This window comes from Cupriavidus sp. FW306-01-F10A (genome assembly GCF_058782785.1).
In genome coordinates, this window is sequence record NZ_JBYSYA010000022.1 from 84,768 (window position 1) to 97,857 (window position 13,090).

The 13,090-nt window shown below is 68.9% G+C and carries 10 protein-coding genes; 3 read left to right on the forward strand and 7 right to left on the reverse strand.

The genetic code is table 11. The features are described 5' to 3' along the window. Positions 1 to 73 precede the first annotated feature (73 nt). Positions 74 to 652: an acyloxyacyl hydrolase gene (locus AC3WLF_RS25275; RefSeq protein WP_492358983.1), complete on the forward strand. Its 579-nt coding sequence runs from the start codon at positions 74 to 76 to the stop codon at positions 650 to 652. Between the two features lie 139 nt (positions 653 to 791). Next, entirely contained in the window at positions 792 to 1,667 is an 876-nt protein-coding gene (locus AC3WLF_RS25280) for a pirin family protein (RefSeq protein WP_492321036.1), read from the forward strand. 50 nt (positions 1,668 to 1,717) lie between these two features. Here AC3WLF_RS25280 and AC3WLF_RS25285 read toward each other — a convergent pair whose 3' ends face one another. The 7 genes from AC3WLF_RS25285 to AC3WLF_RS25315 all read right to left on the reverse strand — a co-directional run bounded on the left by AC3WLF_RS25285 (position 1,718) and on the right by AC3WLF_RS25315 (position 10,321). Beyond that, positions 1,718 to 2,866, reverse strand: a complete 1,149-nt coding sequence (locus tag AC3WLF_RS25285; protein ID WP_492358984.1) for a porin — start codon at positions 2,864 to 2,866, stop codon at positions 1,718 to 1,720. A gap of 270 nt (positions 2,867 to 3,136) precedes the next feature. Further along, positions 3,137 to 3,961: an SDR family NAD(P)-dependent oxidoreductase gene (locus tag AC3WLF_RS25290; RefSeq protein WP_010808912.1), complete on the reverse strand. Its 825-nt coding sequence runs from the start codon at positions 3,959 to 3,961 to the stop codon at positions 3,137 to 3,139. Positions 3,962 to 3,987: 26 nt separating this feature from the next. Beyond that, a complete protein-coding gene (locus AC3WLF_RS25295) occupies positions 3,988 to 4,404 on the reverse strand; it encodes a MaoC family dehydratase (RefSeq protein WP_492358985.1) in 417 nt (138 codons plus the stop codon). 14 nt (positions 4,405 to 4,418) lie between these two features. Beyond that, positions 4,419 to 4,859, reverse strand: a complete 441-nt coding sequence (locus tag AC3WLF_RS25300; RefSeq protein ID WP_492357031.1) for a MaoC family dehydratase N-terminal domain-containing protein — start codon at positions 4,857 to 4,859, stop codon at positions 4,419 to 4,421. A gap of 26 nt (positions 4,860 to 4,885) precedes the next feature. After that, the gene (locus AC3WLF_RS25305) at positions 4,886 to 6,073 is read right to left on the reverse strand and encodes a lipid-transfer protein (protein WP_492358986.1); all 1,188 of its coding nucleotides are present in this window, start codon (positions 6,071 to 6,073) and stop codon (positions 4,886 to 4,888) included. A 37-nt stretch (positions 6,074 to 6,110) separates the two neighbouring features. Continuing rightward, positions 6,111 to 7,250 carry an acyl-CoA dehydrogenase family protein gene (locus AC3WLF_RS25310; protein WP_492321042.1) on the reverse strand — a complete coding sequence of 380 codons (1,140 nt, stop codon included), beginning with the start codon at positions 7,248 to 7,250 and terminating at the stop codon, positions 6,111 to 6,113. Positions 7,251 to 7,453: 203 nt separating this feature from the next. Next, positions 7,454 to 10,321 (reverse strand): winged helix-turn-helix domain-containing protein, encoded by a 2,868-nt coding sequence (locus AC3WLF_RS25315; protein ID WP_492358987.1) that lies wholly within the window; start codon positions 10,319 to 10,321, stop codon positions 7,454 to 7,456. 313 nt (positions 10,322 to 10,634) lie between these two features. On the opposite strand from AC3WLF_RS25315, the gene AC3WLF_RS25320 reads away from it, so the two are divergent. Beyond that, the coding region (locus AC3WLF_RS25320) for a winged helix-turn-helix domain-containing protein (protein ID WP_492358988.1) at positions 10,635 to 13,090 on the forward strand (2,456 nt) is incomplete at its 3' end.

Genomic DNA, 13,090 nt, shown 5'->3' on the forward strand with positions numbered 1-13,090 from the left:
CTATCTTCGAGCGCCGTGACCAGAACAAAGTGGCAGCACCGCGATACACGCCGACGCTGCCCGAAATCCGCGGATGTCAGTGAAGAAGGCAATCTCATCAAGCCGGCTGGCGCACCTTGCTGCCGCCGTTCCCTTTGCGGCCTGGCTGTGCGCGCTGCCGGCCGCAGCCGACGCGGCAACCTTCTCGATGCAGGGCGGCTATGGCCGCGACAACCGCCACGGTGTTGAAAAATACGAAGTGGCCGCGCGCTGGGACGATATCGTGCAGTGGCAGTGGTCCAGCCGCCTTGCGCTGTCCCTGGACGGCGAGGTCAATGTCGCGAACTGGCGGGCGCTGTCGTCCCGGCCGTCGAGCCAGTTGACTGAGTTCGGCGTGTCACCGATCTTCCGGCTCAGCTATGCGGGCGAATACGCGACGCCGTTTGTTGAAGCCTCAGTGGGTTTGCGCGTGCTCAGCCATACCGAGATCGCCGACGGCCATCGCATGGGCTCGGCATTTCAGTTCTCCGACATGGTCGGCGCGGGCATTGCCTTCGGCAAGGCGCAGCGGCTTGCCATCGGCTACCGCTTCCAGCACCTGTCCAATGCCGGCATCAAGCACCCCAATCCCGGCACCAACTTCAGCATGGGCTACGTGCGCTACCGCTTCTGACGGGGTGGCGGCCGGCATCGTTCCAGCCGCAGGACACTGCATCGCAATCCCACCGCCTACCGCGCATCGTCTGCGGCGCCTATCATTGCTCCATGTATCATTGCCTGCCACTATCGGCTCGCATACTCGGAGATCAGACATGAAGCGCATTCTGGGTGTCTACAGCGCACCGCGTCAGCACTGGGTCGGAGATGGCTTTCCGGTGCGCTCGATGTTTTCGTACATGAGCCACGGCAAGCAGCTGAGCCCGTTTCTGCTGCTGGACTACGCCGGGCCGGCCGATTTCACGCCGACGCAGCGCCCGCGCGGGGTTGGCCAGCATCCGCACCGCGGTTTCGAGACCGTGACCATCGTCTACAAGGGCGAGGTCGCGCATCGCGACTCGACCGGGCAGGGCGGCGTGATCGGTCCCGGCGACGTGCAGTGGATGACGGCGGGCGCCGGCATCCTGCATGAGGAGTTCCACTCGCCGGCCTTTACGCAAAGCGGCGGCGCGCTGGAAATGGTGCAGCTGTGGGTCAACCTGCCGGCGCGCGACAAGATGACCACGCCCGGCTACCAGGCCATCGTCGACCGCGATATCCCGGTGGTGCCGATGCCCGATGGCGCCGGCACGGCGCGCGTGATCGCCGGCGAGTACGCGGGCAAGGCCGGTCCGGCGCGCACCTTCACGCCGATGCATGTGTGGGATATGCGCCTGAACCAGGGGGCCAGCACGCGGCTGGCGCTGCCGGAGGGCTGGCATACCGCGCTGGTGGTGCTGCGCGGCAAGATCACCGTCAACGCGGAGGCGACGGTGCGGGATGCCGAGATGGTGGTGCTGGACGGTGCCGGCGAGGATGTGAACATCGAAGCCAGCACCGACGCGGTGGTGCTGCTGCTCAGCGGCGAGCCGATCGACGAGCCGATCGTCGGCCATGGCCCGTTCGTGATGAACACTGAAGAGCAGATCGCCGATGCCTTCCGCGACTTCAGCAGCGGTCACTTCGGCAGCATCGCGGCGGGCGGCCGCTAGGCGCCTGCTGCTGCAACGGGGCGAGCCTTGCGGCCCGCCCCGCTCCGGCATCAGAAGATCTGCCGGATCCCCACGGTCACGCCCACCATGCTCTTTTGCCCGGCCATGGTCGGGTACTTGAAGGCAAAGGCGGTGGCCGCGCCGTCGAAGCTCAGGCCGCCGTTGCGCGCATAGCCGGCCGACAGGTACACGTCGGTGCGCTTGCTGAAGTTGTAGTCGGCGATGAAGCTGACCTGCTGCAGGTTGGACGGGTTGGTTTCGGCGGCCGTGGCGGTGGCGCGTGCGCCCTTCACGTCGGCGTAGTAGTAGGCCAGCGACAGGCCCAGCGCGGGCGTGGCCTGGTAGTTGACGCCGGCCCACCAGTAGTCGTCGCGCAGCAGCGTGTTGCCGTTGGCGAACTCTCCCTTGTTGTAGCGGTAGCCGAGCGTGAACTTGAACGGCCCGGAGTTGTACAGCGCCGCCGCGCCCAGCTTGGTCATGGTCCCGGGCTGGCCGGTGACCGCGGCAGGGCGCCAGACGTCGGCCGCGATCGAGGCGCCGAAGCCGCTGCCGTTCAGGTACATCAGCGAGCCGCCGTAGGCGATGTTGTCGCTGAAGTGCCCCGGCACCTCGCCGGCACCGCCGTTGGCCAGCAGCACGGTGGCATTCTGCACGGCCACGCCGGCGCCGAACGAGAAGTGCGCGGCGGCCTGCAGCGGCCCGAACTTGCCGATGTACTTGACCATGTTGTCTTCGCGGTAGTTCAGGCCCATCCACCAGATGCCCGGCTCATAGGTGGCGGCAAAGCGCATCGGCGCGAAGTTGGCCATGCCGTCGAAGAACGACGTGTACTGGCGGCCGAAAGTCAGCTTGCCGAAGGTGTCGTTTTGCACGCCGACATAGGACTGGCGATTGAACAGCGGCGCGCTCTGCAGATTTCCGCTGTCCCACTGGAAGCCGCTTTCCAGCACGAACAGCGCCTGGTTGCCGGCGCCAAGGTCTTCCACGCCGCGCAGGCCCCAGCGCGAGGCGGACAGGCCGCCGACCTGCGGCATGCCGATGCGCTTGCCGCCCTGCGTGGGCGTGGCGGCGGATGCGGCCACGCGGTTGACATACTCGATCGATCCGTCGATGACCCCATACAGCGTCACGCCGGACTGTGCATTGGCGCTGCCTGCAGCCGCGCCCAGTACAGCCAGCGTGATAAGCGATTGCTTCATGCTAAGTCGTCTCCTGTCGGTTTTTATGGAAGGCGCTGGCCGGTTGCTACGCCCGGCTCTGTTCCATTAGACCTTTGTGCATGGTGTCAGGCCCCCTCCTAAAAGGAGTGAATCGGGGTCTGGGCGTTGCAATGCCGCACGGTTGATGGCAGACGGAGAGTCCCTATTGACTTGAGATGGGGGGGCGGTGCGGCGCAGGCACGCTGCTGGCGAAGCACAATAGAAAACGGGGGCTCGCCAACGCGAGCCCCCGCTTCGGTGCGGCTGGATTTACTGCACGTTGCCGGCGACCGCGATCACCTGGCCGGTGATGTAGTTGGAATCCGGCGAGCAGAACAGGTACACACCGCCCGCGGCTTCTTCCGGGGTGCCCCCGCGGCCAAGCGGATTGCGCTGGGCGTGCGACTTCAGCATTTCCGGATTGAGGCCCACGCGGATTTCGCGGCCTTCAATGTTCACCGTGGCGCCGGCCTTGGCGTCGGCCGAGGTCATGCGGGTGTGGATCAGGCCAAACGCGACCGCATTCACGTTGACGTTGAAGCGGCCCCACTCGCGCGCCATGGCGCGGGTCATGCCGATCACGCCGGCCTTGGCACCGGAGTAGTTGATCTGGCCGGCATTGCCGTTCAGGCCCGAGGTCGACGAGATATTGACGATCTTGCGGTACACCTCGCGGCCGGCTTCCTTGTCGGCGGCGGCCAGTGCCTTGATATGCGGGTAGGCGGCGCGCAGGATGCGGAAGGGCGCGGTCATGTGGCAGTCCAGGATGGCGTACCACTGCTCGTCGCTCATCTTCTGCACCACGTCGTCCCAGGTAAAGCCGGCGTTGTTGACGATGATGTCGATGCTCTTGAAGTTGCTCATCGCGGTGTTGATGAAGCGGTCGGCAAAGTCCGGTGCGGACACATTGCCCACGCAGGCCACGGCTTCAACGCCCATTGCCTTCAGTTCCTCGACGGTCTGTTGCGCCGGCTCGGCGTCCAGGTCATTGATGACCAGGCGCGCGCCTTCGCGTGCCAGACGCATGGCGATGGCGTTGCCGATGCCGCGGCCCGAACCGGTGACCAGTGCCACCTTGCCTTCAAGTGCTCCCATTTCAGACTCCTTGTGCTTGATTGGATTTACAGGGCAACGACGGCGTCGCCGAGGATCTTGCTTTCGCCATACTGGTTGGCGGTCTGGATTTCCAGCTTGACGCGCTTCTCGCCGTCGACTTCCAGCTTGTCCACCACGCGGCCGGTGCAGGTGATGCGATGGCCCAGGTGGGTGATGCCGACAAAGCGCACGCCGAACTGGCGCAGCTGGCGCTGGTCCACCCACTGCGTCAGCAGGCGGCCCAGGTAGGCCATCGACAGCATGCCGTGCGCGAACACGTCGGGCATGCCGGCCTTGCGCGCGTAGTCGGTGTCGATATGGATGGCGTTGTGGTCGTTCGACGCGCCGGCGAACAGCGCCAGCGTAGTGCGGTTGATCGGCTCCAGTGTCAGCGGGGGCAGGGTGTCGCCGACCTTGACCTGGTCGAAGCTCAGTTTGCTCATGCGGGTTCTCCGGTTCAGCCGTTGCGTTGCACCAGCACGCTGCGCAGGTCCGCCACGTGCTCGCCGTCCTGGTTGGTCACGCGGGTCTCGCGCACCAGGAACTCCAGCGCGCCGCCCTTCTTGTCGTAGATGTCGGCGATGGTGGTGGTGAAGTGCAGCGTGTCGCCGGCGTAGGCCATGCGGTGGTAGATGAAAGATTCCTCGCCATGCAGGATGCGCGAGGGCACGATACCGACCTCATCGCGCCACGCGGTGGACGGTTGCGTCAGTTCCAGCGAGAACAGGAAGGTCGGCGGCAGCGGCAGGCCCGGGTGGCCGGCGTCGCGCGCCGCGGCTTCGTCGATATAGACCGGATCGGTCTGGCCGGTGGCCTTGGCGAAGAAGCGCAGCTGGCTGGCGGGGGCAGAGGTGCGGAAGTCCGCGATCACTTTGCCGATGTGTTTCTTGTCGATCATGGATGGGCTCCTGTGTCGGCGTGTGCTCAGGCGTGCTTCTGGTACAGCGTGACCACGCAGGCGCCGCCCAGGCCCAGGTTGTGCGTCAGCGCCAGCTTCGCGCCCTGCACCTGGCGCTGGTCGGCGGTGCCGCGCAGTTGCTGGACCATCTCGTAGCATTGCGCCAGGCCGGTGGCGCCCAGCGGATGGCCCTTGGACAGCAGGCCGCCCGACGGGTTGACCACCCACTTGCCGCCATAGGTGTTGTCGCCGTCGTTGACCAGCTTCTCGGCGCCGCCTTCCGGGCACAGGCCGAGGCCTTCATAGGTCAGCAGCTCGTTCTGCGCGAAGCAGTCGTGCAGCTCGATCACGTCGATGTCCTGCGGGCCGACACCGGCCTGCTCATACACCTGCTGCGCGCCTTCGCGCGTCATGTCGAAGCCGACCACGCGGATCATGTCGCGTGCGTCATAGGTGCTGGGGCGGTCGGTGGTCAGCGACTGGCCGGCGATCAGCACATCGGTCTTCAGGCCTTTCTTGCGGGCGAATTCTTCCGACACCACGATGGCGGCGGCGGCGCCGCAGGTCGGCGGGCAGGCCATCAGGCGCGTGAGCACGCCTTCCCACAGCGCCGGCGCGGCCAGCACGTCCTCGGTGCTCAGCACGTTGCGGAACACGGCCAGCGGGTTGTTGGCGGCGTGGCGGCTGGCCTTGGCGCGAATCCTGGCGAAGGTTTCCAGCCTGGTGCCGTATTTGTCCATATGGGCCTTGCCGGCGCCGGAGAACTGGCGGATGGCATTGGGCAGGTCCTTGCGGTCGACGAGGTCGTCCACCAGGTCGAGGGCGCGCTCCAGCGCCGGGGCGCGGTCGTCCCAGCGCGACTTGAGCGCGCCGGGCTGCATGAACTCGAAGCCGACGGCGAGCGCGCAGTCCACCGCGCCGCTCTGCACCGCCTGGCGCGCCAGGAACAGCGCCGACGAGCCGGTGGCGCAGTTGTTGTTCACGTTGATGACGGGGATGCCGGTCATGCCGACCTGGTACAGCGCCTTCTGGCCGCAGGTCGAATCGCCATACACGTAGCCGGCGTAGGCCTGCTGCACGTCCTCATAGCCGAGGCCGGCGTCTTCCAGCGCCTGGCGCACGGCCGTTGCGCCCATCACGTCATAGGTGTTGCTGCTGCCCGGCTTCTTGAACGGGATCATGCCGGCGCCGGCGACGAATACCTTGCGAGTCATGTGTGTGCTCCGAAGAATGTCTGTGGGTGGGCGGTGCTTACAGCTTGCGGGCGATTAGTTCGCGCATCACTTCGCTGGTGCCGCCGTAGATGCGGGTCACGCGCATGTCGGCAAAGGCGCGCGCCACCGGGTACTCCATCATGTAGCCGTAGCCACCGTGCAACTGCACCATCTGATCCAGCGCGATGCCCAGCACTTCGGTCGAATGCAGCTTGGCGATGGCGGCTTCTTCCAGCGTCAGCCGGCGGCGGACGTGCTCGCCGATGTAGTGGTCGATCATCAGGCGCACGGAGATGGCCTGCGTCTTGATGTCGGCCAGCTTGAACTTGGTGTTCTGGAAGTCCCACACGGTCTGGTTGAAGGCTTTGCGGTCCTTGACGTAGGCCAGCGTGTGCTCCAGGCAGACCTCCAGCTTGGCGGCGGCGCTGACGGCGATCGACAGCCGCTCCTGCGGCAGCTCGGTCATCAGGTAGGCAAAGCCCTTGCCTTCCTCGCCCAGCAGGTTGGCCACCGGCACGCGCACGTTGTCGAAGAACAGCTCGGCGGTGTCCTGCGCGTGCTGGCCGACCTTGTCCAGCTTGCGGCCGCGGCGGAAGCCTTCGCGGTCGGCTTCCACCACGATCAGGCTGACGCCGCGCGCGCCGGCGGCGGGGTCGGTCTTGCAGACCATGATGATCAGGTCGGCGTTGAGCCCGTTGCTGATGAAGGTCTTGCTGCCGTTGATCACGTATTCGTCACCGTCGCGGGTAGCGGTGGTGCGGATCGCCTTGAGGTCGCTGCCGGTGCCCGGCTCGGTCATGCCGATGGCCAGGATGTATTCGCCGGAGCAGACCTTGGGCAGCCAGCGTTGCTTCTGCTCTTCATTGCCGAGGCGGGCGATGTATGGCGCGATGATGTCCGAGTGCACGCCGAAGCCGACGCCGCTCAGGCCGACGCGGGCGTATTCCTCGGCGAACACCGCGCAGTGGCCGAAGTCACCGCCGCCGCCGCCGTACTCGGTCGGCAGCGTCACGCACAGCAGGCCTTCGCGGCCGGCCTTGAGCCAGGTCTCGCGGTCGACCTTGCCGGCCTTGTCCCATTCGGCTTGCCTGGGCAGGCATTCGCGTTCCAGGAAGCGGCGTACGGTGGTACGGAACATCTCGTGGTCGTCACGATAGATGGTGCGGTTGATTTCCATTGGGTGACTCCGGATATCGGTCTGCGGGAGGTTGCCTCGGCCAAGGTATGCGGCCACTGGTATGGCGCTAAGGTACCGGGGAGGAGGGGGCCGCGAACACCACCCGCGTCAGGTGGCCGGAGACAGCAAAGAGGGGGTGCCGCGCATGGGTTGCGCGGCGTTGAGGAGGGGGAGCGGGGGAGGGAGAGGGAGAGGGCGCGCCGTCAGTGCGGCGCTTCAGGCGGCTGGGCGCCGCCGGCCTGGTCCAGTTCGCGGTCGCGGGCGCGGGCCACGGCCTCGTCGCGGCTGCTGACGCCCAGCTTGCGGAAGATGTTGCGCAAGTGCCATTTCACCGTCTCCGGCGACAGGCCCAGGGTGCGCGCGATCTTCTTGTTGGGCAGGGCCTGGCCGAGCAGGCGCACGACATCGGCTTCGCGATCGCTCAGTTCCTCAAAGCGCGCGTCGGCCTTGGCGGTGCCACCGGCGGTTGCGACGGCGGCGGTGCATCCGGCCGCGCCCGCTGCGTCGGCACGTGGCGGCACGGCGGCCTGCAGGCGTTCGACATAGAAGGCCAGCACCGGATCCAGCGTGGGGTCGGCGGCCGCGCCGGCGATCTGGGCGAGCGCGCCCGGGCAGGCGTCGATCAGGCTGCGCATCAGGCCGAGGCGGTGGCCCCGGCGCAAGCCTTCCAGCACATGCGCGCGTGCCGGCCCGGTCTCGCCGCGCCGCGATGCCACCACCGCCGCCAGCATATGCAGCTGCGCCACATGGCGTTGCCAGCCGCGCGTCTCGCAGTAGGCGATCAGCGGCGCCATGCGGGCCGCGGCCCCGCGCATGTCGTCATGCGCCAGGCTGAGCAGCACGTGGGCGCGCTCGGTCACCATGTGGATCGCGTCCAGCGAACCGCGCGGCGCGTTGCGATGGCGTGCGGCAATGGCGTCCAGGCGGGCCAGCACGGCCTCGGCGGCGGCAATGTCGCCGCCGGCCAGGTGCAGCCGGAACTGGTTGGCCAGGCTCTGCGCGACCAGGCGGTCCAGGTGCAGCTGCGTGCCGTAGTCCTCCAGCCGCTCCAGCTGGGCGAAGGCATCAAGCCGGTGGCCGCTGAGCCAGTGCGCGGCCGCGAGCACGGTGTGCACCCGCAGCACCGAATCGGGGATCGATACCCGTTCGAGCACGTCGACGCGGTCTTCCAGCAGCCGGCGCGCAGCGTCCAGGTCGTTCTGTTCATACAGCACTTCGCCGAGCAGCGCCGCGGCAAAGTATTCCGGCTCGGCGCCGGCGCCGGCGCCGCCGTGGCCCACCTGTTCGACTTCACGCAGCACGTCGCGGGCGACGCGCTCGGCCTGGATCACGTTGCCTTCCAGCGCATGGCTGAAGCCGATCATGCAGCGGCCGTTGAGCATGCCGCTGGCGGTGCCCAGCAGCGGCGCGCCGTCGATCAACAGGGGCGGCGCCTCGGTCTGGATGCGGCGGGCGCGCTCGTAGTCGCCCAGGTGCATGTAGAGCCACGACAGCAGGTTGTTGCGCGAGCCGATGAAGAGGGCCGCAAGGTCGGGGGGCGCTGCCTCGATCTGCGGCAGCAGCGCCAGGGCGCTCTGGGTATCGTCGCGCAGCACCGCCAGTGAAAAGCGCAGCAGCGACAGCCGGTAGCGCAGCGAGCTGTCGCCAGGCGGGATATCGGCCTCCAGCCGGTTGGCGGCCGCGGCGCATTGGTCGAGGTCGCGCGAGAACATCTGCATGCGCAGCGCCAGCAGGCGCAGTTCGGGGCGCGCCTGCACCTGATCGGCGGGGATGGCGCGCAGCAGGCCGAGCGCCTTGCGCACCTCGCCGCGCATCATCAGGGTGTCGGCAAAGCGCTGCACCAGGTCGGCCGCGGTGTCGGCATCGCCCGCCAGCACCGCATGGCGCACGGCCTCTTCCAGCATGCGATGGTCGCGGAACCAGCGCCATGCCGCCGCGTGCACAGCGCGCTGCTGCGACTCGCTGCGCGAGCGGAACCGCTGCGCCAGTGTTTCGCGCAGCAGCGGATGCAGGCGGTACCAGGCTTCGCGTTCGGGCCCCTGCGCGGGCGTGATGAACAGGTTCTCCTGTTCCAGCCGTGTCAGCAGCGCCAGGATCTCGCCTTCGCCGCCCATTGCCTGCTCGCCCAGCGCCTCGCACAGCGATGCGGTGAAGCGTTCGCACGAGGCGGCGCGCACCAGCAGCTCGGCTTCGTCCGGCGCCAGGCGCGACAGCACCTCGCGTTCGAAATACTCGGCGAAGGCGCCGGCATCCTGCACGCTGGCCTGCACGAAGCCGGTGGCAAAGGTGAGGCCGCTGGCGTTGGCCTTCTTGCGCTTCCAGTGCGCGGCAAAGAGCTGCAGGCCGGCCACCCAGCCGTCGGTCAGCTCGTGCAGCATGCGCGCATCGCGCGGGCTGATGTCGCCCAGCTGGGCGCGCAGGAAATGCTGCGATTCAGCCAGCGTGAAGCGCAGGTCGCGCTGGTCCAGCTCCAGCAGCATGCCCTGGTCGCGCAGGCGCCCGAGCGACAGCGGCAGCGCTACGCGCGAGGCCAGCACCACGTGGAAATTGGCCGGGGCATAGTCGAGCAGCCACTGCAGCGGCTCCAGCACGCGCGCCGTCAGGTGGTGCACGTCGTCGAGCACCAGCGTCACGTCGCGCGGATGGGCGGCAATGCCGCGCACCAGCGTGATGATGGCGCGCTCGACGGCTTCGTCGTCGGTGCCGCGGTCGGCCAGCACCATGGCTTCGCGCGTCAGCGCGGGGCTGACCTCGGACAGGCAGCCGAGCAGGCGGTCGAGCCAGCGCTGGCGCTCGTTGTCGGCCGGCTCCAGCGTCAGCGCGGCCATGTCGAAGCCGAGCGCGAGCAGGTCCAGCCGCCACGCGGTCAGCAGCGCGGTCTTGCCGTAGCCGGCCGGGCCCTGCAGCACGATGCAGCGCCGGCGCCGTGCCTCGGTCAGCTGCGCCAGCAGGCGCTCGCGCGCGACCACGCGCGCCGCGCTGCGCAGCGACGCCGGCCGGGACGGCTGCGAGACTGGCGCGGCGGGCTGGCTACGGGGAGCGGCTGGCGGATTGGCTGGCGTCTGGGGCATGGACGAGGCAGGACGGTGCAGGTGAGGTGCGGAGGAAATGCGGGTGGGGCAGCGCGATGCCGGGCAAAGGCGGCACGTTGTCGCAATTGTACTGGCAGACGCGGCCAGGCCGGCTGTCCGGGTGGCCCGGGTGAGACGCGCACAGCACCCGCGGGCCACCCGGAACAGGTGGGGAAGGGTTTGCCGGATGTCCGGTCACAGGGCGTCGCCTTATATTCGCGCAGCGGCAAGCCCGCTGGCGAAGCGCGTGCCTGTTCATGCCTTCGCTCCTTCGTCCCTTTGCCCCGCTTCGATTGCGCACCGCTGGACGCCCATGGAAACCATACATGCTGCCGTCGCGACCCGCCTCGTGCCGCCGCGCCAGAACCGGCGCTCGATTGCGCGCGAGGTCCTGCTGCAGCGCCTGCACCATGCCCGGCATGGCCGGCTGATATTGCTGACTGCGCCTGCCGGCTACGGCAAGACCACGGTCATGGCGCAGTGGCGCCACCGCCTGATGGCCGGCGGCGCGCGCGTGGCCTGGCTCACGATCGCGACGGAAGACGACGACCTGGGCCAGTTCTGCGCCAGCCTCGATGCCAGCCTGCGGCAGGCCGGCATCCGGCTGTGCCGCCCCGGCCAGGAATTTGGCAGCGACCCGGCGCACCCCGCCGCCTTGCTGCCTGCCTTCGTCGCGCTGCTGGACGGCGTGCCCGGCGAGGTCTACCTGATGCTGGACGGTCTCGACCGCCTGCGGCACCCGGCCACGCTGGCCTTCCTGCAGGGCGTGCTGTGCGCGCGCCTGCCGCACCTGCATATCGTCGCCGCGGCGCGCGGCGAGGCCGGGCTGGCCCTGGCCCGGCTGCGCGCCGGCCGGGAGCTGGCCGAAGCCGGCCGCGCCGAGCTGGCCTTCAGCGTTGCCGAAACCCTGGCCTTCGTGGGCCAGCGCGTGGAAGGACGCACCGCGCGCCGGGAGAACTCGCAAGCCGCGATCGACATGGCGGTGGCGCTGCAGGAAGTCACCGAAGGCTGGCCCGCCGGCGTGGAGCTGGTTGCCGCATCGCTGCGCATGGGCCAGGAGCCGGCGTGGCCGCATGCGCAATCCGCTGCCCTGCATGCCTACTGGCAGGAGGAAGTGACCGCCGGATTGCCGCCGGCGCTGCTGGACTTCATGCGCTGTCTCGCGGTGCCGCGCCGCATCCATGCCGATCTTGCCGCGCTGCTTGCCGGCTGCGCGCAGGCGCCGGCGCGCCTTGCCGAGATCGCCGCGCGCGGCCTGTTCCTGGAGCCAGCCCCGCCCGAGCCGGATGAGGTTGCCGATGGGAGCGGGCACGGCTGGTACCGTTTCCACCCGTTGTTGCGGGCGCACCTGCTGCATGAGCTGGAGCACGGCACGGGCCCCGGGCCGCATGGACTGCCTGAGCTGCAGCGGCTGCACGGGCTTGCGTCCGCGTGGCTGGACCATTGCGGCAAGCCGGCGGAGGCCATCGGACACGCGCTGCGCAGCGGCGACTTTGGCCGCGTGCTGGCGCTGGTGGAGGCAACCGCGGCCCACTTGCCCGGCGTCAGTCCGCTGCGCGACTTCCTGCAGTGGGCCGACGGCATTGCACCCGCGCGGTTGGCGTTGCACCCGGCGCTGCTGCTGGCCTCGGCCTGGGCATGCGTGGTATCGGTGCGGCCGCAGCACGCCGAGCACTGGATCCGGCGCTGGGAAGCCAGTGCCGGGCCCGGCGTGGATACCGTCGTGCACGCCACGGTGATGCGCGCGACCATTGCCGCGCAGCAGGACGACCACGCGCGGGTGCAGTCGCTGCTCGACAGCCTGCAGGGCAGGCCGCCGGGCAATCCCGCGCTCGAGCAGATCCGCATGAGCCTGGCGTTGCGCTACGGCACCCTGCTGGGCTGCCAGCCGCGCTCGCGTGCGCCATACCGCTGCGCGGCGCAGCCCGGCGACACCGAGATTGCGCTGATGGGTGCCGGCACGATGGCGCTGATGGCCTGGGTCGAGGGCAATGCCTACGAGACGCTGCGGCTCGGCACGGACGTGCTGGCGGCCGCGCAGCATGCCTATGGGCGCCGCTCGATCGCGGCCAGCCTGTGCGCAGTGCCGGTGGCTGCCGCGCTGTACGAGCAGGACCGCATTGCCGAAGCCAGCGAAGTGCTGGCGGGCCGGCTGCAGACGCTGCGTACCGGCACCCCGGACGTGCTGATCGAAGCGGCGCTGTGCCATGCCCGGCTGCAATGGCTGGCCGGCGCTCGCCATGAAGCCCTGGCGGAACTGGTGGAAGCCGAAGCCATGTTCCACCGCCGTGGCCTGCCGCGCGGGGTGGCGCGCGTGGCGGCCGAGCGCCAGCGCCTGGCGCTGCTGGGCAAGGACCTGCGCCACGCGCAGCGGCTGCAGGCCTCGCTGGAGGAACTCGGCCGGCACGATCCGGGCGCTACGCCGCGCGGCCAGGAAATCGCCGCCGTGGCGGCGCTGGCCCGCGCCCGGCTGGCGCTGGCGCAAGGCGAGCCCGCGCAGGCGCTTGCCGCGCTTGGCACCGTGCGTGGCCTGTACGTGGCTTCGGTGCGGGAACCGCTGCTTGTGACGGTCGACCTGCTGCAGGCCACCGCGCTCGACGACCTCTATCGTCCCGATGAAGCGGCACCGTACCTCGAAGCCGCGCTGGCGGCGGGCGAGCGGCTGGGGCTGGTGCGCACCATCCTCGACGAAGGCGAACGTACCTTCGGCTTGCTGGCAGGCATGGCTGGCAGGGAGGACGGTGGCGCGGCGGGGCGCGGAGCATACTT

Coding starts and splice junctions, on each gene's coding strand:
- AC3WLF_RS25275 (WP_492358983.1), top strand. CDS start 74: ATGTCAGTGAAGAAGGCAATCTCATCAAGCCGGCTGGCGCACCTTGCT.
- AC3WLF_RS25285 (WP_492358984.1), bottom strand. CDS start 2,866: ATGAAGCAATCGCTTATCACGCTGGCTGTACTGGGCGCGGCTGCAGGC.
- AC3WLF_RS25290 (WP_010808912.1), bottom strand. CDS start 3,961: ATGGGAGCACTTGAAGGCAAGGTGGCACTGGTCACCGGTTCGGGCCGC.
- AC3WLF_RS25305 (WP_492358986.1), bottom strand. CDS start 6,073: ATGACTCGCAAGGTATTCGTCGCCGGCGCCGGCATGATCCCGTTCAAG.
- AC3WLF_RS25280 (WP_492321036.1), top strand. CDS start 792: ATGAAGCGCATTCTGGGTGTCTACAGCGCACCGCGTCAGCACTGGGTC.
- AC3WLF_RS25300 (WP_492357031.1), bottom strand. CDS start 4,859: ATGATCGACAAGAAACACATCGGCAAAGTGATCGCGGACTTCCGCACC.
- AC3WLF_RS25315 (WP_492358987.1), bottom strand. CDS start 10,321: ATGCCCCAGACGCCAGCCAATCCGCCAGCCGCTCCCCGTAGCCAGCCC.
- AC3WLF_RS25295 (WP_492358985.1), bottom strand. CDS start 4,404: ATGAGCAAACTGAGCTTCGACCAGGTCAAGGTCGGCGACACCCTGCCC.
- AC3WLF_RS25310 (WP_492321042.1), bottom strand. CDS start 7,250: ATGGAAATCAACCGCACCATCTATCGTGACGACCACGAGATGTTCCGT.